The organism is Nocardia sp. NPDC055321 (assembly GCF_053645575.1).
Genome location: NZ_JBSHMS010000015.1, coordinates 181,067 through 203,391 on the forward strand (window position 1 = coordinate 181,067; position 22,325 = coordinate 203,391).

25 protein-coding genes are annotated in these 22,325 nt (G+C 69.1%); 18 read left to right on the forward strand and 7 right to left on the reverse strand.

Going from position 1 to position 22,325, the window contains the following annotated elements:
- The first annotated feature begins 38 nt into the window (after positions 1-38).
- From ACWIGI_RS24410 to ACWIGI_RS24450, 9 genes are all read left to right on the forward strand, one after another.
- On the forward strand, positions 39-836 hold the full coding sequence (locus ACWIGI_RS24410; RefSeq protein WP_454204750.1) for a type III pantothenate kinase: 798 nt from the start codon (positions 39-41) through the stop codon (positions 834-836).
- 234 nt (positions 837-1,070) lie between these two features.
- On the forward strand, positions 1,071-1,697 hold the full coding sequence (locus ACWIGI_RS24415) for a cysteine dioxygenase (protein ID WP_454204751.1): 627 nt from the start codon (positions 1,071-1,073) through the stop codon (positions 1,695-1,697).
- Positions 1,694-2,128: a rhodanese-like domain-containing protein gene (locus tag ACWIGI_RS24420; protein ID WP_454204752.1), complete on the forward strand. Its 435-nt coding sequence runs from the start codon at positions 1,694-1,696 to the stop codon at positions 2,126-2,128. The genes ACWIGI_RS24415 and ACWIGI_RS24420 overlap by 4 nt, the downstream gene beginning before the upstream one ends.
- Positions 2,129-2,545: 417 nt before the next feature.
- Positions 2,546-4,012: a lysine--tRNA ligase gene (gene lysS / locus ACWIGI_RS24425; protein ID WP_454204834.1), complete on the forward strand. Its 1,467-nt coding sequence runs from the start codon at positions 2,546-2,548 to the stop codon at positions 4,010-4,012.
- A gap of 117 nt (positions 4,013-4,129) precedes the next feature.
- Entirely contained in the window at positions 4,130-4,492 is a 363-nt protein-coding gene (locus ACWIGI_RS24430; RefSeq protein ID WP_354988234.1) for a histone-like nucleoid-structuring protein Lsr2, read from the forward strand.
- Between the two features lie 198 nt (positions 4,493-4,690).
- Positions 4,691-5,314, forward strand: a complete 624-nt coding sequence (locus ACWIGI_RS24435) for an FHA domain-containing protein (RefSeq protein ID WP_454204753.1) — start codon at positions 4,691-4,693, stop codon at positions 5,312-5,314.
- Between the two features lie 151 nt (positions 5,315-5,465).
- On the forward strand, positions 5,466-6,107 hold the full coding sequence (locus ACWIGI_RS24440) for an anthrone oxygenase family protein (RefSeq protein ID WP_454204754.1): 642 nt from the start codon (positions 5,466-5,468) through the stop codon (positions 6,105-6,107).
- 280 nt (positions 6,108-6,387) lie between these two features.
- The gene (locus ACWIGI_RS24445) at positions 6,388-7,272 is read left to right on the forward strand and encodes an esterase/lipase family protein (RefSeq protein WP_454204835.1); all 885 of its coding nucleotides are present in this window, start codon (positions 6,388-6,390) and stop codon (positions 7,270-7,272) included.
- Between the two features lie 269 nt (positions 7,273-7,541).
- Entirely contained in the window at positions 7,542-10,100 is a 2,559-nt protein-coding gene (locus ACWIGI_RS24450) for an ATP-dependent Clp protease ATP-binding subunit (RefSeq protein ID WP_454204755.1), read from the forward strand.
- A gap of 231 nt (positions 10,101-10,331) precedes the next feature.
- Here the strand turns inward: ACWIGI_RS24450 and ACWIGI_RS24455 are convergent, their stop codons facing one another.
- The 3 genes from ACWIGI_RS24455 to ACWIGI_RS24465 all read right to left on the reverse strand — a co-directional run bounded on the left by ACWIGI_RS24455 (position 10,332) and on the right by ACWIGI_RS24465 (position 12,971).
- Positions 10,332-10,997 carry a response regulator gene (locus ACWIGI_RS24455; RefSeq protein ID WP_454204756.1) on the reverse strand — a complete coding sequence of 222 codons (666 nt, stop codon included), beginning with the start codon at positions 10,995-10,997 and terminating at the stop codon, positions 10,332-10,334.
- A gap of 154 nt (positions 10,998-11,151) precedes the next feature.
- Positions 11,152-12,369 (reverse strand): sensor histidine kinase, encoded by a 1,218-nt coding sequence (locus ACWIGI_RS24460; protein WP_454204757.1) that lies wholly within the window; start codon positions 12,367-12,369, stop codon positions 11,152-11,154.
- Positions 12,370-12,638: 269 nt separating this feature from the next.
- On the reverse strand, positions 12,639-12,971 hold the full coding sequence (locus ACWIGI_RS24465; protein WP_454204758.1) for a cobaltochelatase subunit CobN: 333 nt from the start codon (positions 12,969-12,971) through the stop codon (positions 12,639-12,641).
- Here ACWIGI_RS24465 and ACWIGI_RS24470 point away from each other — a divergent pair.
- Complete coding sequence (locus ACWIGI_RS24470; RefSeq protein WP_454204759.1) at positions 12,918-13,814, forward strand: ABC transporter ATP-binding protein; 897 nt, start codon at positions 12,918-12,920, stop codon at positions 13,812-13,814. The two genes, ACWIGI_RS24465 and ACWIGI_RS24470, sit on opposite strands and share 54 nt — an antisense overlap.
- 11 nt (positions 13,815-13,825) lie before the next feature.
- Positions 13,826-14,827 (forward strand): ABC transporter permease, encoded by a 1,002-nt coding sequence (locus ACWIGI_RS24475; RefSeq protein ID WP_454204760.1) that lies wholly within the window; start codon positions 13,826-13,828, stop codon positions 14,825-14,827.
- Positions 14,828-14,838: 11 nt separating this feature from the next.
- Here the strand turns inward: ACWIGI_RS24475 and ACWIGI_RS24480 are convergent, their stop codons facing one another.
- Positions 14,839-15,441, reverse strand: coding sequence for a TetR/AcrR family transcriptional regulator (locus tag ACWIGI_RS24480; protein ID WP_454204761.1), 603 nt, complete (start codon positions 15,439-15,441; stop codon positions 14,839-14,841).
- 101 nt (positions 15,442-15,542) lie between these two features.
- Between ACWIGI_RS24480 and ACWIGI_RS24485 the strand changes: the two genes are divergently transcribed.
- From ACWIGI_RS24485 to ACWIGI_RS24500, 4 genes are all read left to right on the forward strand, one after another.
- Positions 15,543-16,190, forward strand: coding sequence for an FMN-dependent NADH-azoreductase (locus ACWIGI_RS24485; protein ID WP_454204762.1), 648 nt, complete (start codon positions 15,543-15,545; stop codon positions 16,188-16,190).
- A gap of 1 nt (position 16,191) precedes the next feature.
- Positions 16,192-16,512: a DMT family transporter gene (locus ACWIGI_RS24490; protein WP_454204763.1), complete on the forward strand. Its 321-nt coding sequence runs from the start codon at positions 16,192-16,194 to the stop codon at positions 16,510-16,512.
- Between the two features lie 69 nt (positions 16,513-16,581).
- A complete protein-coding gene (locus ACWIGI_RS24495) occupies positions 16,582-17,022 on the forward strand; it encodes an SRPBCC family protein (RefSeq protein WP_454204764.1) in 441 nt (146 codons plus the stop codon).
- Positions 17,023-17,161: 139 nt separating this feature from the next.
- Entirely contained in the window at positions 17,162-17,605 is a 444-nt protein-coding gene (locus ACWIGI_RS24500; RefSeq protein WP_354988221.1) for an OsmC family peroxiredoxin, read from the forward strand.
- Positions 17,606-17,727: 122 nt separating this feature from the next.
- On the opposite strand, the gene ACWIGI_RS24505 is transcribed toward ACWIGI_RS24500, so the two are convergent.
- From ACWIGI_RS24505 to ACWIGI_RS24515, 3 genes are all read right to left on the reverse strand, one after another.
- Complete coding sequence (locus ACWIGI_RS24505) at positions 17,728-18,549, reverse strand: CbtA family protein (RefSeq protein WP_454204765.1); 822 nt, start codon at positions 18,547-18,549, stop codon at positions 17,728-17,730.
- On the reverse strand, positions 18,540-18,737 hold the full coding sequence (locus ACWIGI_RS24510; protein ID WP_354988220.1) for a CbtB domain-containing protein: 198 nt from the start codon (positions 18,735-18,737) through the stop codon (positions 18,540-18,542). Before ACWIGI_RS24510 ends, ACWIGI_RS24505 begins: the two co-directional genes overlap by 10 nt.
- 204 nt (positions 18,738-18,941) lie before the next feature.
- Positions 18,942-19,256 carry an antibiotic biosynthesis monooxygenase family protein gene (locus ACWIGI_RS24515; protein WP_454204766.1) on the reverse strand — a complete coding sequence of 105 codons (315 nt, stop codon included), beginning with the start codon at positions 19,254-19,256 and terminating at the stop codon, positions 18,942-18,944.
- Between the two features lie 72 nt (positions 19,257-19,328).
- Here ACWIGI_RS24515 and ACWIGI_RS24520 point away from each other — a divergent pair, with 72 nt between their 5' ends.
- From ACWIGI_RS24520 to ACWIGI_RS24530, 3 genes are all read left to right on the forward strand, one after another.
- Positions 19,329-20,099, forward strand: coding sequence for an alpha/beta fold hydrolase (locus tag ACWIGI_RS24520; RefSeq protein ID WP_454204767.1), 771 nt, complete (start codon positions 19,329-19,331; stop codon positions 20,097-20,099).
- A 197-nt stretch (positions 20,100-20,296) separates the two neighbouring features.
- Complete coding sequence (locus ACWIGI_RS24525) at positions 20,297-21,466, forward strand: acyl-CoA dehydrogenase family protein (RefSeq protein WP_454204768.1); 1,170 nt, start codon at positions 20,297-20,299, stop codon at positions 21,464-21,466.
- A 30-nt stretch (positions 21,467-21,496) separates the two neighbouring features.
- Positions 21,497-22,309 (forward strand): enoyl-CoA hydratase/isomerase family protein, encoded by an 813-nt coding sequence (locus ACWIGI_RS24530; RefSeq protein WP_454204769.1) that lies wholly within the window; start codon positions 21,497-21,499, stop codon positions 22,307-22,309.
- Positions 22,310-22,325: the final 16 nt, after the last annotated feature.

The following is a 22,325-nucleotide window of genomic DNA, read 5'->3' on the forward strand; positions in this document are numbered from 1 at the left end:
CGCGCGGGCGCTCCGTTCATGCGAAGGAAGGATCAGCGATGCTGCTGACCATCGATGTCCGCAATACCAGTATCGAGCTGGGTCTGTTCTCCGGCAGCGGCGAACACGCGAAACTGGTGCGGCACTGGCGAATGCACACCAATCCGCTGCTGACCGCGGATGAGTTCGCGCTGCAGGTGCGCGGGCTCATCGGCGCCGATGCCGAGCAGGTGGTGGGCGTCGCGGCGCTGTCGACCGTGCCGCCGGTGCTGCGCGAACTGCGCGAGATGCTGAACCGCTACTGGGGTCATGTGCCGCACGTGGTGGTGGAACCCGGTGTGCGCACCGGGATTCCGCTGCTGGTCGACAATCCCAAGGAGGTCGGCGCGGACCGGATCGTGAACTGTCTGGCCGCCTATCACCGCTTCCAGAACCCGTCCATCGTGGTCGATTTCGGCACCGCGATCTGTGTGGACCTGGTCTCGGCGAAGGGCGAGTTCCTGGGCGGCATCATCGCCCCGGGCGTGGAGATATCCACCGAGGCCCTGGTCGAGCGCAGCGCCCTGCGCCGCGCGGAATTGGCGCGCCCGCGCTCGGTGGTCGGCAAGAACAGCATGGAATGTATGCAGTCCGGCGCCATTTTCGGTTTCGCCGGTCTGGTGGACGGTCTCATCGACCGTATTCGCGATGAATTCGACGCGTTCGCCGGCAGTTCGGTGGCCGTGGTCGCGACCGGCGCCTCGGCCCCGCTGATCGTCCCGGAATCGGAGACCATCGACCATCACGAGCCGCATCTGACCCTGGACGGGCTGCGGCTGGTGTACGAGCGCAATCAGCAGCGCCGCACCCCGAGGTGAACGGCGGTTCGCGGGTCGTCGCCCGCGACACCGGCCATCGCGGATGCCAGACCAGCCGGTTTGTGACCTAGTCGATCCGGGCGGGCTCTGTTGCTTCGCCCGCGGCGTTTGCTAAGCTCGCCCTCGTGTCCAACCGTGTGAGCGCCCAGGAGTGTTGTCGAGGCTGATTGCCTCGATTTTGTCGAGGCCGCGTTTTAGCCCTCGACCGTAAACACACTCTTTGGAGTTTCGCTCATGCGATCTTCTGTTCTTTCCCTTTCCCAGGCCGCGACCAGGTCCGCCCGTGCGACCGTGTCCGAGCCGCTGCCCGCCGAGATCACCGAGCGGGCCACCGCCTCCGCCCTGCCCACCCGGTTGCGCCCGGCGGATCTGCTGCGCCTGACCGACGAGGGCGCCGAGGACGTACTGCTCGGCCGCTACGATCACCTGCTCCCCGCCGACGGCCTCTGGCCGGCCGAGAAGCGCTGGGCCGTCCGGCTGCACGCGGACGACGAGGTGGATGTCTGGTTGATCAGCTGGGTGGCGGATCAGTACACCGAACTCCACGATCACGCCGGCTCGCTGGGTGCGCTCACCGTGCTGTCCGGCGCGCTGTCCGAATACCGTTGGAACGGTAAGGAATTGCGGCCCCGGACCCTCGTGGCCGGTGACCAGGCCTCCTTCCCGCTGGGCTGGGTGCACGACGTCGTGCGTGCCCCCGACGCGGCCGCCGGCGTCGCCGGTCCGCTGGATCCCACCCTGAGCGTGCACGCCTACTCGCCGCCGCTGACGGCCATGTCCTATTACGAGGTCACCGGTCACGGCACCCTGCGGCGCACCCGTTCCGTTCTCACCGACCAGCCCGAAGGCGAACTCGAATGACCCACTTGACGATCGACGGCATGCTCGCCCAGGCCCGCGCGGGCCTGAGCCGCCTCTACCCGATCGAACTGCCGCAGGCCCTGGCCCGCGGCGCGATTCTGGTGGATATCCGCCCGCAGGCCCAGCGCCTGCGCGAGGGCACCCTGCCGGGTGCGCTGGTGATCGAGCGCAATGTGCTGGAGTGGCGGCTCGACCCGTCCAGCAGCGCCCGCCTGGCCCTGGCCACCGACCACGACGTGGAGTGGATCATCGCCTGCTCCGAGGGTTACACCTCGAGCCTGGCGGCGTCCTCGCTGCAGCAGCTGGGCCTGCGCCGCGCCACCGACCTGGTCGGCGGCTACCAGGCGCTCAAGGCCGCCGGTCTGCTGACGGTGGCCGCGACCACAGCCCCGCATTTCCAGCGCGAGGTCGCCACGCTCGCCTGGCTCTGACGCCGGGGCCGCGGTCGCGCCGCCGGCCTGTTTTCGCGGCGCGGCGGCGACCCTTGTCATGGCTCGGGGAATTTTCTTTTCCGAGTCGATGGTGCGCGTAATCGGCGCTCGATGAGTATTGCCGACAATTTGCGGTGCGGTGCTCGAGCGACGTTGTCGCGGGCGGGGCGGCCGGCGTGCGACGCACCGGACGTCCGGCCCCGCGCGGACCCGGGTAGAGCCGCGGGCAGGCGGCGATTATTCGCGAACGCGGGGGCGTCACCGCTCTCGACCGGGCGCTGAGTATTCGGGTGGACGCGGCAGCTAGGCTAGACATCCGTGAGCACCCCCACTTCCTCTTCTTCCGCTGAAACCAAGTCCGCCGCTGGTCAGAAGGCTGCCGCAGCCCCTGTCGTGGAGCAGGACGTCCCGGAGCAGATGCGGATTCGCCGAGAGAAGCGGGAGCGTTTGCTGGCCGAGGGGCGCGAGGCCTACCCGGTGGTCGTCGAGCGCACCCACGGCCTCGCCGAAATCCGTGCCGCCTACCCGGATTTGGCCCCCGACACCCAGACCGGCCTGATCGCCGGCGTCGCGGGCCGGGTCATCTTCCTGCGCAACACCGGCAAGCTCTGCTTCGCCACCCTGCAGGAGGGCGACGGCACCAAGCTGCAGGCCATGATCAGCCTGAACGGGGTCGGCGCGGAGTCGCTGGCAGCCTGGAAGGCCGACGTGGACCTGGGCGATTTCGTCTTCGTGCACGGTGAGGTGATCTCCTCTCGCACCGGCGAATTGAGCGTCATGGCCGACGCGTGGGAGATGGCGGCCAAGTCGCTGCGCCCGCTGCCGGTGGCGCACAAGGAGATGAACGAGGAGTCCCGGGTGCGTCAGCGCTACGTGGACCTCATCGTGCGCCCGGAGGCCCGCGAGATGGCCCGCACCCGCGTCGCCGCGGTTCGCGCGCTGCGAGATGCGTTGGAGCGCAGGGGATTCCTCGAGGTCGAGACCCCGATGCTGCAGACCATCCACGGCGGTGCGGCGGCCCGCCCGTTCGTCACCCACTCGAACGCGCTCGATCTGGAGCTGTTCCTGCGCATCGCGCCGGAACTGTTCCTCAAGCGCTGCGTGGTCGGCGGTATCGAGAAGGTCTTCGAGATCAACCGGAACTTCCGCAACGAGGGCGCCGACTCCACGCATTCCCCGGAGTTCGCAATGCTGGAAACCTACGAGGCCTACGGCACCTACGACGATTCCGCGAAGATGATGCGTGAATTGATCCAGGAAGTAGCGCAGGCGGTCTACGGAACGCTGGTGGTCACCCTCGCCGATGGCACCGAATACGATCTGTCGGGGGAGTGGACGACGGTCGAGATGTACCCGTCGCTGTCCGAGTCGATCGGCGTCGAGGTCACGCCGGAAACGTCGGTGGCGGAATTGCTGGAGCTCGCCGAACGCGTAGGTCTGGAAATTCCGCAGGACAAGGGCTACGGTCACGGGAAACTGGTCGAGGAACTGTGGGAGCACGTGTACGGCGACAAGCTGTACGCGCCGACTTTCGTTCGCGACTTCCCGGTGGAGACCTCACCGCTGACCCGGCAGCACCGGAGCAAGCCCGGGGTTACCGAGAAGTGGGACCTGTACGTGCGCGGCTTCGAACTCGCCACCGGATATTCCGAACTCGTGGATCCGGTGATCCAGCGGGAACGCTTCGAGGATCAGGCGCGTTTGGCGGCCGCGGGCGATGACGAGGCCATGCGCTTGGACGAGGACTTCTTGGCGGCGATGGAGCATGGTATGCCGCCGACGACCGGAACCGGTATGGGAATCGATCGGTTGCTGATGGCCCTGACTGGCTTGGGAATCCGAGAAACGATACTCTTTCCAATTGTGCGTCCGGCTGCTCGTTGAGTTCGCTGGATTGCATTGTCGGTGCCCGTTCTGGGACTATCGAATTCAGCGGTATTCTGGCTCTGGGTAATCGGCCTAACTATGCGGGTCGCACGATTTCGAGAGGACGTTCATCTCATGGCAAAGAAGGTCACCGTTAGCCTGATCGACGATGTCGACGGTGAGTCCATCGCGGACGAGACCATCGAGTTCGCTATCGATGGCGTCTCGTACGAGATCGACCTGTCGACGGCAAATGCGGCCAAGCTGCGGGACGGTTTGGAAGTCTGGGTTTCCAACGCGCGTCGCGTGAGCGGCCGCCGTCGCACCAAGGTCGCGGCCGCCGCGGCCACGGGTCCGAAGAGCCGGGTCTCGATCGATCGCGAACAAAGCGCGGCGATTCGTGAATGGGCGCGCCGGAATGGACACAAGGTGTCGGCTCGCGGCCGTATCTCCGCGGACATCACGGAGGCTTACAACAAGGCCGCGTCGAAGAACTAGTTGTCTTTGCGACTGCCGCTCGGGTGATTCGTGCGAGCCCGGGCGGCAGTGGTTTATTCATACGCTTTGCGCATAACTCGGTAGGGTATGTTCTGCCCATATCCCGGGTGCGATCTTGCTCGGGCCGAGGCGGCACGGCACCATTGAACCTGTGTGGACGATGTCACTGGCTGGAAGTAGAGACGAGGTATCGGCGCAGTGACCGCATTCCACGGTTCGTTCCTGCGGGTCAAGGATCACGAGGGCCGTCAACACGAGTTGATGCTGACCCCTGACCAGCCCCGCATCACGATCGGCCGCTCCCCGCAGGCCGATCTCTCGCTGTCCTGGGACGTGGAGGTCTCGCGCCTGCACGCCACCGCCGAATACCTCAGCGCGCACTGGACCATCGTCGACGACGGGCTCTCGCGCAACGGGACCTTCGTCAACGGCGCCCGCCTGGTCGGCCGGCACCGGCTGCAGCCCGGCGACGTGATCCGCATGGGGACCTCGCGGGTGACCTTCCACGATTTCTCCGGCGCCGCGGGCGACATCACGCAGACCTCCACCGGTGGCCTGCCCACGCTGCGCTCGCTCACCGAGACGCAGCGTTCGGTCTTGATCGCCCTGTGCCGCCCGCTGCGCGGCAACGACGGCTTCGCCTCGCCCGCCTCCAACCAGCAGATCGCCGCGGAGCTGTTCCTGAGCGTGGACGCGATCAAGACCCACCTGCGCGCCCTGTTCGCCAAGTTCGGCGTGGAGGATCTGCCGCAGAACGCCAAACGCGTGCGCCTGGCGAACCTCGCACTCCAGAGCGGAATAATCTCCGAACGCGATCTGTGATTCCCTCTCGGCGTCGTCCGGGCGCGTGAGACGACCGCGGATGTCGGCGAGCGTCTCGGCGATGGAATGCGGGGTCCGTCGCGGTGTTGACTAGAAGTCGTTGAGCACCCGGTGTTTTCGCGGGTGACGGTTTTTCAGTCAGGAGTAAGAGATGTTCGGACTTCGGATCGCGGCCCTGGTGGCGGCCACCCTGTCGACCGGTCTGATCGCGGGACTCTTCTACGGGTATGTGATCTCGGTGATGCCGGCGCTGAACCGCGCTGACGATCGGACCCTCGTCGACGTCATGCAGAAGATCAACGTGGTCATCATCAATCCGTGGTTCATGGTCGCGTTCATGGGCACCGTCGGGTTCTCGGTGCTGGCCGCGGCCCTGCACCTGGGCGGGGATGTGCGGACCACCCTGATCTGGATCGTGGTGGCGCTGGTGCTCAACGTGATCGCGTTCGGGGTGACGTCCGGGCTGAACGTCCCGCTCAACGACCAGTTGGCCGCCGCGGGTGAGGTGAACGCCATCCCGGATCTGGCCGCGGTGCGCGCGCAGTTCGAATCCGATTGGGTGCGTTGGAACACCGTGCGCGCGGTGCTGCACACCCTGGCCTTCCTGGTGCTGCTGGGCGCGCTGTTCGTCGCGGGTCTGCAGCACGGCCGCGCCGAGCACGCGGCGCTGCCGGCCGCCGCGGCCGAGCAGGGCGCGGCCCCGGCCTTCCCGCAGGTGCCCGGTGGCTTCTCGGCCCCGATCGCGACGCCGCGCGAGGGCGCCCCGCACGGTTCGGCGCCCGGCTGGTCCTGACTCCATCGACTCCGGCGGCGGCCGGAACCCGTGCGCGGCCCACTGCCGCGGCGGGTTCCGGCCGCTGTTTCCATTCGGAAGAACAAGTTACAGAAACTACCCGTCGGTAAGTCCCTCACCGCAAGCGAACTCCCATTAACTTCATGGAACGCGTTCTACTTTGGGAGGGACCATGCGTCGTGCGCCGCAGCGCCGAGCACCGGTGATGCCGGGTCGTCCATTACGGGGTCGGGCGGTCCGCCGGACCCCCGTATCACTGCTGATCACCGCGGTACTGGCCATGCTGTGGTCGGGGGCGGGCGGCGTCGCGCACGCCGACTACCGCGTCGATTTCAACTTCTTCGCGGGCATTCCGTTCGAGCTGTCCAACCCGGGCGGTTCGCTGCCGGGTGCGAATGACTTCTCCTGCGTGCCCACCGCCGCGCACCCGAATCCGGTTGTGCTGCTGCACGGCACCGCGGGCGGCGCCCAGACCAACTGGGGCGCGTACGCCCCGCTGCTGGCCAACGAGGGCTACTGCGTCTTCGCCCTCACCTACGGCAGCGCCGACGTCCCGTGGCCGCTCTCGGCCATGGGCGGGATGCGCCCCATCCCCGAAAGCGCCGCCCAGGTCGCGGCTTTCGTGGACCGCGTGCTCGCGGCCACGGGCGCGGCCAAGGTGGATTTCGTCAGTCACTCGCAGGGCAGCATCGTCGGCCAGTACATGGTCAAGCGGCTCGGCGGCGCGGCCCGGGTGGACAAGTTCGTCTCGATCGCCGGACCCTGGGTCGGCGTCGGCGGCGACTCGATGGCGGTGATCCGCGAGACGGCCCAGCGGCTCGGCATCGATCTCGACACCGTGAATTTCCCCATGCCCAGCATCCCGCAGCTCACCGCCGGTTCGGCCTTCATGGCGGCCCTGAACGCCGACGGGGTCTATGCGCCGGAGATCACGTATACCAATATCGCCACTGTTTACGACGAGATCGCGTTCCCGCACACGGCCGGGCTGATCCCCGGCTCGAACGCCACCAACATCGTCGTCCAGGACGGCTGCCCGACCGATTTCTCCGATCACCTGGCGATCGCGGGCAGTTCGCGAGCGGCCACCTACGTCCTGAACGCCCTGGACCCCGCCCACCCGCGCCCGGTCGAGTGCAGGTTCATCCCGCCCTTCACCGGATAAACACCACCGTCACGGCGTGGGTGCGGAAAATTCAGCTGTGGGCGTAGCCGGGGTGGAAACGATCCCGGCTACAGCTCCGTTATGAGGGAATGAGACGTACTGTCGCCGGTTCGCAATAGGGTGGACGGACGACGTGCGTGACCCCCGCCAACTAGAGTGGAGGCGGGGGATGCAACCCCAGGGCTTCATGGCAGGCTGGCGACCAGAAGGGCAGCACAGGGTCTGAAGCGCCGGATGCCGTAGCAAGCGGAGCAGGAAGTGAGGGAGCGATGTTCGAGAGGTTCACCGACCGCGCGCGGCGGGTCGTTGTCCTGGCCCAAGAAGAGGCCCGGATGCTCAACCACAACTACATCGGCACCGAGCACATCCTGCTTGGCCTGATCCACGAGGGTGAGGGCGTCGCGGCGAAGTCGCTGGAGTCGCTGGGCATTTCGCTGGAGGGTGTGCGGTCGCAGGTCGAGGAGATCATCGGGCAGGGCCAGCAGGCGCCGTCCGGTCACATCCCCTTCACCCCGCGTGCCAAGAAGGTGCTCGAGCTGTCGTTGCGCGAAGCGCTGCAGCTGGGCCACAACTACATCGGCACCGAGCACATCCTGCTCGGCCTCATCCGCGAGGGTGAGGGCGTGGCGGCGCAGGTGCTGGTGAAGCTGGGCGCCGATCTGAATCGGGTGCGCCAGCAGGTTATTCAGCTGCTCTCGGGTTACCAGGGCAAGGAGCCGGTCGAGGGTTCGGGTACGCGCAGCGAGGCGGGCACCCCGTCGACGTCGCTGGTGCTCGACCAGTTCGGCCGCAACCTGACCCAGGCCGCCCTCGAGGGCAAGCTCGACCCGGTCATCGGCCGCTCGAAGGAAATCGAGCGGGTCATGCAGGTGCTGAGCCGCCGTACCAAGAACAACCCGGTCCTGATCGGTGAGCCCGGCGTCGGTAAGACCGCCGTCGTGGAGGGTCTCGCCCAGGCCATCGTCAACGGCGAGGTGCCCGAGACGCTCAAGGACAAGCAGCTGTACACCCTCGACCTGGGTTCCCTGGTCGCGGGCAGCCGCTACCGCGGTGATTTCGAGGAGCGCCTGAAGAAGGTGCTCAAGGAGATCAACACCCGCGGCGACATCATCCTGTTCATCGACGAGCTGCACACCCTGGTGGGTGCGGGCGCGGCCGAGGGCGCGATCGACGCGGCCTCGATCCTCAAGCCCAAGCTGGCGCGCGGTGAGCTGCAGACCATCGGCGCGACCACCCTCGACGAGTACCGCAAGTACATCGAGAAGGACGCCGCGCTCGAGCGCCGGTTCCAGCCGGTGCAGGTCGGCGAGCCGACCGTCGAGCACACGATCAACATCCTCAAGGGCCTGCGCGACCGGTACGAGGCGCATCACCGCGTCTCGATCACCGACTCCGCGCTGGTGGCGGCGGCGACGCTGGCCGACCGGTACATCAACGACCGGTTCCTCCCGGACAAGGCGATCGACCTCATCGACGAGGCGGGCGCGCGCATGCGCATCCGCCGGATGACCGCGCCGCCGGACCTGCGCGAGTTCGACGACAAGATCGCCGACGCCCGTCGCGAGAAGGAAAGCGCGATCGACGCGCAGGACTTCGAGAAGGCCGCGCGCCTGCGCGACAAGGAGAAGCAGCTCGTCGCCAAGCGTGCCGAGCGCGAAAAGCAGTGGCGCTCGGGCGATCTGGACGTCGTGGCCGAGGTCGACGACGAGCAGATCGCGGAGGTGCTGGCCAACTGGACCGGTATCCCCGTCTTCAAGCTCACCGAGGAGGAGACCACCCGTCTGCTCCGCATGGAGGACGAGCTGCACAAGCGGATCATCGGCCAGGAGGACGCGGTTCGCGCGGTCTCCAAGGCGATCCGCCGTACGCGCGCCGGTCTGAAGGATCCGAAGCGTCCCTCGGGCTCGTTCATCTTCGCCGGCCCGTCCGGTGTCGGTAAGACCGAGCTCTCGAAGGCGCTGGCGAACTTCCTGTTCGGCGACGACGACGCGCTCATCCAGATCGACATGGGCGAGTTCCACGACCGCTTCACCGCGTCGCGGCTGTTCGGTGCCCCTCCGGGCTACGTCGGCTACGAAGAGGGCGGCCAGCTCACCGAGAAGGTGCGCCGCAAGCCGTTCTCGGTCGTGCTGTTCGACGAGATCGAGAAGGCCCACCAGGAGATCTACAACACCCTGTTGCAGGTCCTCGAGGATGGCCGCCTGACCGACGGTCAGGGTCGCACGGTCGACTTCAAGAACACCGTGCTGATCTTCACCTCGAACCTCGGCACCTCGGACATCTCGAAGGCGGTCGGCCTCGGCTTCGCCCAGAGCAACGCCGAGGGCTCGAACTACGAGCGCATGAAGCTCAAGGTCAACGACGAGCTGAAGAAGCACTTCCGCCCCGAGTTCCTCAACCGCATCGACGACGTGATCGTGTTCCACCAGCTGACCCAGGACCAGATCATCCAGATGGTCGACCTGATGATCGGCCGCGTCGCCAAGCAGCTGAAGAACAAGGACATGGAGATCGAGCTGACCGAACAGGCCAAGAGCCTGCTCGCCAAGCGCGGCTTCGACCCGGTGCTCGGCGCGCGCCCGCTGCGTCGCACCATTCAGCGTGAGATCGAGGACCAGCTGTCGGAGAAGATCCTCTTCGGCGAGCTGGGCGCCGGTCAGATCGTGAAGGTCGACGTCGAGGGCTGGGACGGCGAAGGCCAGGGCGACAAGGCGAAGTTCACCTTCTCCGCCCGCGCCAAGCTGACCAAGAAGGACGCTCCGGAGGAGCCGGTGGCGGTCGCCGCCGCCGGTGACACCCCCGCGGCTCCCGCGGCCTCGGGCGAGTAAGAGTTCCACGAGAAAGCCCCCACACCTTCGGGTGCGGGGGCTTTTTCGCGTTCCGATGAGCGTCGCGGGTGCGGTGTTCGGTGGAAACGGGCGGCGACGAGGCCCGTGGTGAGGGAGTCGGTTCTCCGACGCCGACCACCTGGGATCGGCGGAGCGGGTTGGACTGTGGCGCGGACGGTTTCGATGCCGCCAGCAGTTGGGAGTGGCTCCGGTGGGCCGCACGCCGCGGCGTCACTGCCAGCCGGGACGCACCATGCCGGACTCGTAGGCGATCACGACCAGTTGGGTGCGGTCGCGCGCGCCGAGTTTCACCAGGATCCGGCTGACGTGGGTGCGGGCGGTCGCGGGGCTCATGAACAGGCGGCCGGCGATCTCGGCGTTGGTGAGGCCCTCGGCGACCAGGGCCATGACCTCGCGTTCGCGGTCGGTGAGGACGGACAGGGCCGTGGTGGCCGGCGCGGGCTTGGCGTGGGTGGCGAACTCGGCGACCAGGCGGCGGGTCACGCTGGGGGACAGCAGCGCGTCACCGCCGGCGACCACGCGCACTGCCTTCACGAGATCGGCGGGTTCGGTGTGTTTGACCAGGAATCCGGTGGCCCCCGCGCGCATGGCCTCGAAGACGTACTCGTCGAGTTCGAAGGTGGTCAGCACTATCACCCGCACCCCGGCCAGGTCCGGGTCGGCGGCGATGGCGCGGGTCGCGGCCAGCCCGTCCAGCACCGGCATGCGGATGTCCATGAGCACCACCTCGGGCGCGAGCTCGCGGACCCGGCGCACCGCCTGGTCGCCGTTCTCGGCCTCGCCCACGACCTCTATGCCGTCCTGCGCGTTCAGCAGCGCCGCGAAACCGGCGCGCACCAGCGCCTGATCATCCGCGATCACGACTCGAATACTCACGAAACCTCCGGGTGCGCATACTTTTCGGTATCCGGGACGGGCCGGGCGGGCCGACGGCGGCGGGCGTGAGCGCCGGGGCCGCCGACCGGCGGCTGCCTCGAACCTACGCGCCCGCCGGTCCACGGCTCGTGTGCGCGGGATTCGCCGGGCACGGCTAGGTCGCGGGTTCGGGCTGGGTCAGATGTGCGGGCAGCCGCGCCTCCACTCGAAATCCGCCGTCGGGTTTGGGCGCCGCCGCCAGGCGCCCGCCCAGCGCATTGGCCCGCTCGGTCATCCCGCGAATGCCGTGCCCGCCCCCGCTCGTCTCGGTCGCGGCCCGCGCGGGCGGGGTGTTCTCGACGCACACGAACAGGCGTTCCGCCGAATAGCGAATGGTCACAAGCACACTCGCGCCGGGAGCGTGTCGCACCACATTGGTCAGGGCCTCCTGCACGATCCGCGCGGCGGCCACCTCCACCACGGCCGGCAGCCGCCGGACCGTCCCGGTCACGATGGTCCGCACCTGCACCCCGGCGGTGCGGGCGGGCCCGGTGAGCGCCTCGAGGTCGCCGATGCCGACCGTCGGCGTGACCGGCGCCGACACCGTAGCCGTGCCGCCGCGAATCGAGCGCAGCAGCGAATTCACTTCCCCGAGTGCGTCTTTGCTGGCCGTCTTGATCGCCGCCAGCGCCGTCGCCGCCTGCTCGGGCTTGCGATCGAACAGCTCCAGCGCCACCGAGGACTGCACGTTGATGAGCGACAGGCTGTGCGCGAGCACATCGTGCAGTTCGCGCGCGATGGCGAGGCGTTCCTCGCCGGCCCGCTGCTCCTGTTCGGCGAGTTCGCGCGCGCGTTCGGCCTCGGCGTTGCGCAGCGCCTCGGCCTCCTGCTCCCGGCGCGCGAGCAGCGCGGCCCGGCGCTGCCGGATGCCCTCGGCGATCGCCACCAGCACGACGAGCCAGGCCAGCAGCCCGAACTGCTGCCAGCTGTTGCTCGCGTAGCCCCGCCATCCGGGCACCGGCCACACCATCGCGAGGTATCCGGCGAGCACCAGCGGATAGGTGCGCCATCGTGATCCGCGGACGCCCGCGGTCAGGAACGCGACCACCAGCGACAGGAAGATCGGCCCGTACCCGTACCCGAGCAGCAGATACGCCGCGGCCGCCGCGATGGTCCCGTACAGCACGGGTTCGGGATATCGCCGCCGCACGAGCAGTAGCAGCGGACCCGCCGCCAGCAGCGCGTACCCGAGCGGGTCCAGGTCGCGCAGCACGTCCTGGTGCGCGTTGGCCGCCGTCCCGCCGCCCAGCTGAACAACGGCGATGACCACCGCGATCAGCGCGTCCCAGCCCCGTATGTCCCCGCTCCGCAGACCCCACCGCGCCGCACCCATAGCTGAACGCTAACGCCGCGCGGGCTCCGGCGACACCGTCTCGACGGGAAATACGTCCGCGTACGTACGGGGTCGCGCCGGATGTTCCGCGCGGGCGGGGCCCGTCCGGGCGGCCGCCGGTGGAATCGCGGCGGGGCGGTAGCGGCTGTCGAACGCGTGCCCGATCGAGCCGGATATGTCCCGTGGGGCGGCGGTGTCCGGGCACGTCCACCTGGAGGAAGGCGCACCTCGGCGTCGGCGGCGAACCCGTCCGGCGCGGCGATCCGGCGCTAGGCGGCCGGGTAGTGGTGGCGCGGCGGCAGATTCGGGTCGTGACAGTTCCCACCCGGGTGCTCGCCGGACCCGCGCGGCGGCGGCACGATGACCACACCGTTGCCGAATCGCATGGCGATGACGATCTCACCGGCCGGATCGGCCGAGCGGTCCACGTACAGCGCGCCGTGCGCGCCGCTCCACGCCTCTTCCGCCCGGGCATACGTCGCGGTGCGTACCGCGAATCGCGCTGTGTGGCGGATGTTTCCCGATCGCCCCGGGCGGACGCTGAAACCATGAACGAAGCGATCCTCGATACCGAGCGGCTGACCAAGCGTTACGGACCGCACCTCGCGGTGGACGCGGTGAGCATGCGGGTGCGGCGCGGTGAGATCTACGGATTTCTCGGCCCCAACGGCGCGGGCAAGACCACGACCCTGCGCATGCTGGCCGGCCTGATCCGCCCGTCCGGCGGCACCGCCACGGTGCTCGGACATGCGCCGGGCGCGCCGGAAGTCCTGCGCCGCATGGGGGTTCTCATCGAGGGCCCCGGCTTCTACCCCTACCTGTCCGGCCGCGACAACCTGCGGGTGCTGGCCCGCTATCGCGGTGTCGATCGCGCCGACGTGGAGCGCGTCCTCGATCGGGTGCGCCTGCGCGACCGCGGTGACGACAGGTTTCGCGCCTACTCCCTCGGCATGAAACAGCGCCTCGGCGTCGCGGCGGCCCTGCTCGGCCATCCCGACCTGCTGATTCTCGACGAACCCACCAACGGCCTCGACCCCGCGGGGATGGCCGAGATGCGAGAGCTGGTCACCGCCCTCGCCGCCGACGGGCACACCGTCGTGCTGTCCAGTCACCTGCTCGCCGAAGTGCAGGAGATCTGCGATCGCGTCGGCGTCATCTCCGGCGGCCGCCTGCTCACCGAGGCCACCGTGCGCGAGTTGCGCGGCGCGGCAGCGCTGTTCGTGCGGGCCGAGCCCCTCGTGACGGCCTTCCCTGCGGTGCGCCGGGTGGCCGGCGACCGGTCCGCGCTGCTCACCGCCACCGGCATCAAGGTCGATGCCGGTGTGGCACTGGCGCCCGCGGTGGCACGCGCGGTCATCGAGTCCGGCGCGGACCTGCTCGAACTGCGCACCGACGAAAAGTCCCTGGAAGAAGTGTTTTTCGAGATGACGGAGACGGCGAAATGACGGATCGGGCAATGAATCCGAGCGATGAGACGGCGCGCGGACTCCCGGGCCCCGCCACGCGGCCCGCGTTCGGTGCGGACCGTCGGACGGCAGCCGATGCGGACGCGGGATCCCCGGCTGCCGCGCCGCCCGTCGTCCCCTCGCGCACTCGGCCGGGATCCACCGCGCGCGACCTGCCGGCGAGCACGCGAGCCGAGCTACTGCGCCTGCGCAAATGGCCCGCGTTCTGGATAGTGCTCGGCACCTGGATACTGCTGAATCTGACCTTCGCCTACCTGTTCAACTACCTGGCCTACACGAGCGGATCGGACAGCCGGATGTCGAACGGTCAGCCCCGCGAGGTGCTGCTGCGCCAGCTGCTGCCCGCCGCGGTGCCCGAGGTCTTCACCCAGGGCATGGCCATGTTCGGCGGCGCGCTCATGCTGGTGCTGGGCGCGCTGGCGATCGGCTCCGGATACGGCTGGGGTAGCTGGAAAACCGTTCTGACCCAGGGCCCTTCGCGGGTGTCGGCGCTGGGCGGGGCGATCGTCGCCCTCGCGCTGACGGTGATCGCCCTGGTGCTGACCGCCTTCGTGGTCGACACCGGGGTGGCGGCACTGATCGCGGCCACGCAGGGTGAGTCGCTCGCGCTGCCGTCCGCCGGCCGAGCGCTGCTCGGAATCGCTTCGGGCACGGTCATTCTCGGCATGTGGACCCTGGCGGGCGCACTGATCGGCGCGATCGCCCGCGGTCCGGCCCTCGCGGTCGGCCTGGGCCTGGTGTGGGTCCTGGTGGTGGAGAACCTCTTGCGCGGCGTGGCCGCGATCTTCGACCCGATCCGCCCCCTGACAGATCACCTCCCCGGCACCGCCGCGGGCTCACTGGCCGGATCCCTGCGTGCCGACTCCGGCCCGGCCACCCCCGGCGTCCTGGACATCCTGAGCCGGGGTGAGTCCCTCGCGCTGCTGGCCCTCTACATCGCGGCTTTCGCGGTCGGCACGACCTGGCTCATCCGCCGCCGCGACCTGATCTGAACGCCGAGCCGCTACGGCCCGAGTACCCCGTGCGCGACGCGGGTCAGCCCCGCGCTGATCCGCGCCGCGTCGAGCCCGTGCTCGCGCTGGTACCGGAACACCTCGGCCGCCAGCGGCGCGAGCAGCGTGTCGACCAGGGAATCCACTTCGGCCACACCGGCTTCCACGAGCAGCGCGCGGACGTGCACGCGCCAGAACTGGTAGGCCCCGGTCCGGAAGCGCGCGCCCCCGGTCTCCGCGCCCAGCACCAGATCCGCGTGCGCGTCGAGCAGTTCGACCATCGCGGTGAAGAACGCGGCCAGCCTGGCGCCCGGGGGAGCGCCCGGTCCGAGCGGCGGCGCACCGCGCAGCAATTGCTCCTGGAGTTCACGTTCGTGCTGATCCAGCAGGGCGACCGCGATCGACACCACGTCCGGATACCGCCGGTACAGCGTCCCGCGCCCGACCCCGGCGGCCTTGGCCACCTCGTCCATGGTGACGGTGCGCGGATCCTTGCTCGCGAAGAGTTCGGCTGCGGCACTGAGGACTTTGGCTCGATTGCGGGCCGCGTCGGCGCGTTCGGCCGGGGCGCTCGAGTCCGCGCCGTCGAGCAGCGGCAATCCGACGGGGTCCATACGGCCACTGTAGCTCGTCCCGGAATAAGTGGACAATGTGTCCGGTTACGGCTAACGTTCGAATGAAACGGACAGACTGTCCACATAGACCGGAGAACGTCATGCCGACCCTGCTGCACCTCGACGCCAGCGCCCGCCGCACCGCCGTCAGCCGAGAACTGAGCGCCGCCTTCGCCGAATCCTGGCGCGCCGAACACCGGGCCGGGCGCTACGAGTACCGCGACCTGGCCGCCGACCCGATCCCCTTCATCGGCGAAGGCTGGACCGAACTCTGCGATCGCGTCCTCGCGCACGGCAGCACCGACCTGGATCACCTTGCGGACCTGGTGGATTCACCAGCGCAGGCCGAGGCGTGGGCGGTAGTCGAGCCGCTGCTCGCCCAGGTGCGCGCGGCCGACGTGGTGCTCATCGGCACCCCGATGTACAACTACTCGATCCCCGCCGCGCTCAAGGCCTGGCTCGACCAGATCACGTTCCCGCGAATGTCGCTGGCGCCCACCCGTTTCGTGGTCACCACCGCCCGCGGCGGCGCGTACTCCCCGGGTTCGCCGAAGGCCGCGTTCGACTATCAGGAGCGCTTCCTGCGCGACTTCTTCGCGGGCCACTTCGCCGTCGCGGACACCGTTTTCGTCACCGCCGAGTGGGCGAACGCCCGCCAGGACCCGCACCTGGCCCACGCGCGCGAACGGCACGACGCCTCCTACGCCGCCGCGCTCGAATCCGCCCGCCGGCTCGGGAAGGAGTACTGAGATGGCCTGGTTCGTCCTGATCGCGGCCGGCCTCGTGGAGGTCGCCTGGTCCCAGTCGATCAAGCCGACGCAGAACTTTACCCGCCCGCCGGCCACCCTGATCTGCTTCGTGCTGGCCGCCGTCGCGGTCTGGCTGCTGTCCTACAGCATGCGCACCCTGCCGGTCGGTACCGCGTACGCGGTCTTCACCGGCATCGGCGCGGTGGGCGCGATCGGTCTCGGCGTTGTGCTGCAGAAGGATCCGCTCTCGGCCGGCCGGGTGCTGGCGCTCGCGCTGATAGTCGGCGGTATCGTGCTGGCCCGGGCGACCGATCCGGCGTGAGGGCGGGTCCGCCGACCCGCCCCGGGCGCCACGCGGGAACGGGGATCGGGGCCGGTATCGTGCTCGCGCATGGACGTTGCCCCGATCCGGTTACCCGAGTTGTCCGAGCGGCCGTTCTCCCTGGTCGCCGAGCGCATCATGGCCGCTTCGCCCGATGAGCTCTATGCCATGTGTACCCGGCAGCTGAGCCTGTGGTTCGCCGATCCCGGCTCGGTGCTCTCGCGCCCCGCGGTGAACGAGCCGTTCTTCTTCACCGCGGGCGGCGGGCACCCGCACTACGGCCGGTTCCTGCGCCTGATTCCCGAACGCCTGGTCGAGCTGACCTGGGTGACCGCGGGCACCGAGGGCGCGGAAACCGTTCTCACCGTGGAACTCTCACCGCACGGCGCGGGGTCGGCGCTGCTGCTCACACACGCCGGTTTCGCCACCGCCGCGGCCAGGGACCGGCACCGCGAATCCTGGCCGGGCATTCTGGAACGCCTGGACCTGCGGACCGCGGCCACCGTGTGACCCGCTGACCGGCCGCCTATCTCGTTGCTACCCCGCGTCTCTCACGGCGGGGTAGTTTCGACCGTGCCCCTCCGCGGGAGCCGGGGCGTGACCCCGGTGGCCGGGAGCGGCCCCCATTCCCCTGAGTGAAAGGACAGTGATGCCCACACGTACCGCGCGCACCGCCTGGACCGGCGGCCTGCAGGACGGCTCCGGTCAGGTCGAGCTGGCGAGCTCCGGCGTCGGCAAGTACGACGTCTCGTTCCCCAAGCGCGCCGCCGACAACGCCGACGGCACCACCAGCCCGGAAGAGCTGATCGCCGCCGCGCACTCCTCGTGCTACGCCATGGCGCTGTCGGCGCAGATCGGCAACGCCGGTGGTACCCCGGAGAGCCTGGATGTCACCGCCGATGTCTCGCTGAGCCCGGATCCGGCCGGCGGCTTCCGCATCTCCAAGATCAAGCTGACGGTCGTCGGCCGTGCGTCGGGCATCGACGCCGCGGGCTTCGCCGAGGCCGCGGCCGCCGCGAAGGCGGGCTGCCCGGTCTCCAAGGCCCTCGCGGGCGTGGACACCATCGAGCTGGACGCCACGCTCGAGGCGTGATGCTCCGCGGCTGAACCGGCTTCGGCGACCCGCTCGCCCGATCCGGATCGAGTTCCGGACAACGAAAAGGGCAGTGCCGGTTCCTACGGCACTGCCCATTTCTGTGTCTCGCGCGGGGTGTACTACGCGGCGACCGCCGCAGGTTCGCGCTCGCCGCGGGTGGCGAACTCGGTCAGCGCCGCGAAGGCCAGACCCAGTGCGGCCCACAGGGTCGCGGTCTCGGCGAGCGACGCCACCCGGAACTGCCACAGCAGCGACGGCGGGAAGTCCGCTTTCACCTCGTCGATGCCCGGCAGCAGGATGTAGCCGATCGCGACGACCAGCACGAATGTCGCTGTGGCGCCGATCAATCGGACGGTGTCGAGCTGTCCGTTCAGCAGCCGGTAGGCGTAGACGGCGAGCCCGACGGCCGCGAAGCCGAGCAGGACCACCGCGACCCACAGCCAGGTGCGGTCGTTGATGGTCTCCGGGTCACCCACCGCGGGCGGGTTGGCCGGGTACTTGAAGAACGGCACCGCGACGATCGCCAGCCAGCCACCGGCGGCCAGACCGAGCGCGAGGCGCGGGCCGGACAGGGTGGTGTACCGGCGGGCCACGTTGGCCGCGCAGGCGAACAGGGCGCCGAACGCCATACCGGCCAGGCCCAGGGCCAGGAATTGCCCGGCCTTCTGGCCGGGGCGGCTGACTTCGGCTTCCTCTTCTTCTTCCGCCGGAGCCCCCGCGGCGGCGGGTTCGGCGGCCTCGCCGTGGGTGTGACCGCCACCGGCGGCCTCCTCGATGGCGATGGCCGCGTCTATCTTGGGCTCACCGACGAAGTAGCCGACGGTGGCCGCCAGCAGACCGGCGATCAAGCCGGCCAGCAGGCCTCGAATCAACAGGGTCTTGAGCGAACCGGTCAGGGCGCTCGCCGTACCGGACGGCCGGGTCGTTTCGCTCAGTGGCACGGGACACCCAGCAGATGCCGTCCGTCATGCATGAGCTCGTGCATGTACATGCCGGTGCGGGAGACCGCACCCTGGTCGAAGCCGACCAGGTACAGCGTGAGCAGCGCAAACAGAACGACGGCAGCGGAGATCAACAGCGCCTTGAGCGCGTCGCCCGATGCCTCGCTGGGAGAGTGAATGGTGGCCATTCGAATCCTCCTAAGGGAATTCGCGTCCCTGTCGAGATGGGTGCGACGATGCCGGTGTCTGGCTTTCCCGGCATCTCCCCGAAGGATCCGATGCTTGGATACAGTGGCGCGACCGCGCCGGATTCACACCGGCTTACGCGTCACCGTCGCATACTTCACCTCGAACTGTGACATCCCCGCTGGCCACTCGTCAACACGGGCTGATCAGGCGTTCTTGCCCTGAACGTCGAGCACGACCTCGAATTCCAGCAGGGACGCACCGGTGGAAACGGGCTTGCGCTGTTCGCCTCCCGCGTGTGCGGTGCGGGCCGGGCCGTCCCGCCATGCTTCGAAGGAGCTCTCCGAATCCCATTGGGTGACAACGAAGTAGCGCTGGTCACCGGCGACCGGGCGGAGCAGCTGGAAGCCGAGGAAACCGGGCGAGTTCTCGACCGCGTGCGCGCGGGCGGCGAACCGCTTCTCCAGTTCGGGGCCCGCGCCCTCGGGAACTTCGATTGCATTGATCTTGACGACAGCCATATGTCCGAATCTACGCCGCCCGCCCGAGGAGACGACACACCCGCGCCGCTGCGCGCGCCCTACATTGGTGGCGTGTCGCATGACGAAGATTCCGCCGTGAACGCCCTGCACGACGCGGGCGGCGCCGGTGTGCCCCTGCTGCTGTTGCACGGTCTCATGGGCAGCGCCCGCACCTGGAACAGCCACCTCGACTGGCTGCGTGAGTTCGGCCACGTCTACACCTTCGACGCGGCCGGGCACGGCCGTCCGGCTCCGGCCGAGCTGACCACCGAGGCGTTCGTCGCCGATCTCGCGGCCGCCACCGCGCACATCACCGAACCGATGGTGGTGATCGGGCATTCGATGGGCGCGCTGCACGGCTGGGTCTTCGCCGCCGCGCATCCCGACCGGGTGCGCGCGCTCGTCGTGGAGGACATCGCGCCCGATTTCCAGGGCCGCACCGCCGCGGACTGGGCGGCCATGGTGCACGCCTGGCCGCAGCCGTTCCCGGACGAGGCGGCGATGCTGGAGTTCTTCGGGCCGGTCGCGGGCCGCTACTTCCTCGATTCCTTCCGCCGCGAGGCCGACGGGTATCACCTGCACGGCGAGGTGGACACCTTCCGGGACATCTCCGAGGAGTGGGGAACGCGCGAGTTCTGGGGACAGTGGAAGGCCGTCACGGTTCCGGCGCTGCTGCTCGAGGGCGAGCACACGATCACCCCGCCCGGGCAGATGGTCCGCATGGCCGAGATCCACCCGGACGCCCGGCACGTGGTGATCGCGGACGCCGGGCATCTCGTGCACGACGATCAGCCGGCTGCCTACCGCGCCGAGGTGGAACGCTTCCTGCGGCGCGTGCTGTAGCGCGCCGCGTGTAGCGCGCCGCGCCGGTCTCCCGGATCCGCTCTGTCGGGGGGTCACCCCTCCGACCTGCGGATCCGGTTCCGGAATCGGCCGCTCCGACACGCCGCGCGAGGTTGTGAAGGCGGGTGCCTTCAGTCTTCGCGGGCGGTCGTCGTATGCTCGGCGAGCAGCCGACCCGGAATGAATGGTGACCAACGATGATCGACTTCACGATTCCCGCCGAACTCGCCGCCGAACGCGATCGAGTGCGGCAATTCGTCATCGACAAGATCGTCCCGTACGAGCGTGACCCGCGCCTGACCCAGCACGGCCCGACCGACGAACTCCGGCAGGAACTGGTCGAGCTGGCCCGCGCCGAGAAGCTGCTCACCGTGCAGGCTCCCGTCGAACTGGGCGGTCGCGGCCTCAGCCACATCGAGCAGGCCGTGCTCTACGAGGCGGCGGGCTGGTCCACCCTGGGCCCGGTCGCCATGAACTGCGCCGCCCCGGACGAGGGCAACATGTTCATGCTCTCCAAGATCGCGAACCAGGAGCAGGTCGAGCGTTTCCTGCAGCCGGTCATCGACGGCCACCAGCGGTCGGTCTTCGCCATGACCGAACCGAACGGCGCCGGCTCGGACCCCAACCAGCTCGCCACCGAGGCCGTCTTCGACGGCGAGAACTTCACCGTCAACGGCCGCAAATGGCTGATCACCGGCGCCGACGGCGCGAAGACGTGGATCATCATGGCGCGCTTGGCCGAGAACGACCACCTGCCCGCGGGCCCCACCCTGTTCCTCTGCGAGGGCGACACCCCGGGCATCGTCATCGAACGCATCATGAACACCATGGACCGCAACTACGTGGGCGGGCACGCGGTCGTGAACTTCGAGAACCTCGTGCTCCCGCGCGAGGCCGTGCTCGGCGAGACCGGCCAGGCCCTGCGCTACGCCCAGCTGCGCCTGGCCCCCGCCCGGCTCACCCACTGCATGCGCTGGCTGGGCGCGGCCGAGCGGGCGCAGTCCATCGCCATCGAGTACGCCAAGACCCGCACCGCCTTCGGTAAGACCATCGGCGAGCACCAGGGCGTGTCGTTCCTGTTGGCGGACAACGAGATCGCGCTGCACCAGTGCCGCCTGACCATCTGGCACGCCTGCTGGCTCATGGATCAGGGCGAGAAGGCGCGGCACGAGAGCTCGATCGCCAAGTCGTACGTCTCGGAGGAACTGTTCAAGGTCACCGACCGCTGCGTGCAGGTGCTCGGCGGCATCGGCATCAGCGACGAGACCGTGGTGGAGATGATCTTCCGTGACATGCGCGCCTTCCGCCTGTACGACGGCCCCACCGAGGTGCACAAGTACGCCATCGGCCGCCAGATCCTGCGGTGATCGCTTCGCAGGTGCACTAGCATTCCCCGCATGAGCTCGGAACTGCATGTTGATGTGTCCGGCGGAGTCGCGGTACTCACGCTCAACCGGCCCGCTCAGCAGAATGCGCTCACACCCGCCATGGCGGCCGAACTCGGTGCGGCGCTGCGGCGCTGCGACACCGAGGACGCCATCGGCGCGGTCATCGTCACCGGTACCGCGCCCGCGTTCTGCGCGGGCGCGGATCTGTCGCTCAAGACCGGCGAGGTCAACGGTCTCATCGATCCTGCGCCCTTCCGCATCCGCAAACCCGTCATCGCCGCGGTGAACGGGCACGCCGTGGGCATCGGCCTGGAGATCGCGCTGCAGTGCGATCTGCGGTACTTCGCCCGCGACGCGGTCTACGGCCTCAACCAGGTGCGCCGCGGCGCGATCGCGGGCGGGTACGCGCACTGGACCCTGCCCCGCCTGGTCGGCAGTTCGGTCGCCGCCGACCTGCTGCTCACCGGCCGCACCTTCGACGGGGAGGAGGCGCAGGCGCTCGGCATCGCCAATTCCTGCCTGCCCGCCGGCGAGGTGCTGCCCACCGCGCTCTCGATCGCGCACGACATCGCGCACGGCTCCGCGCCGCTGCCGGTGGCACTGTCCAAGCGGCTGCTGTGGGAGGCGCCGACCATGTCCCCGGAAACGGTGGGCCGCTTGGAAACCGAGCTCAACGAGTACATCGCCACGAGCGCCGACGGCGGCGAGGGCGTCGCCGCGCTCAAGGACCGCCGCCCGCCGAAGTGGACGGGCAGCGTGAGCGGGGAGTGGCCGGCCTGGGACGCGGTCACCGGCGGCGCGGATCGCCCCGGCCTGGACTGAGTTCGCCCGCACGCGA